The organism is Syntrophomonas wolfei subsp. methylbutyratica, assembly GCF_001570625.1.
Taxonomy (GTDB): Bacteria; Bacillota; Syntrophomonadia; order Syntrophomonadales; family Syntrophomonadaceae; genus Syntrophomonas; species Syntrophomonas methylbutyratica.
In genome coordinates this window covers 1-435 of sequence record NZ_BBQT01000083.1, presented here as the reverse complement: position 1 = coordinate 435, position 435 = coordinate 1, and the positions used below count along the sequence as shown (strand labels likewise).

At 51.7% G+C, this 435-nt stretch carries 1 protein-coding gene; it reads left to right on the top strand.

Going from position 1 to position 435, the window contains the following annotated elements:
• Positions 1-435 (top strand): hypothetical protein (locus AWB54_RS16045; protein WP_160328975.1); only part of this gene is annotated, 435 nt, incomplete at both ends.

Here is a 435-nt window from a genome sequence, read left to right as displayed (position 1 = left end):
CAGGGAGGCGGATTTTCTCAACCGTTTCAAGGAGAAGATCAGCGCCTACATCAATAAATCCTATAAATACACGATGAGCTTTCTTGCGAGTCCCGTCGTCTGCGACTACCGCGACAACGAGCGGCTGATTCTGATCTCAATCAACAAGTCGGTGTATCAGAATCTCTACAGCTTCATGCACCTCAACGAGAGCAACATGCAGTATGCGGCGTTCGCCTGTCTGGAGAGTGCGCTCTATGCCATGCGGGTCTATCGCCTGCTGGCGCTCCATCCCGATTATATGCACGCCTACATCACGACCCCCGATTTTTCGGTGGAGGATGCGGAGCGTGAGCAGGAGAAGAAGGCGGAGGAGACGTATTCCGACAAGGAGGAGCAATTTTCCGTAAAAGAATTTAACAAGTCCCTCCGTGCGTTCAACACCTTTGTGCTCAA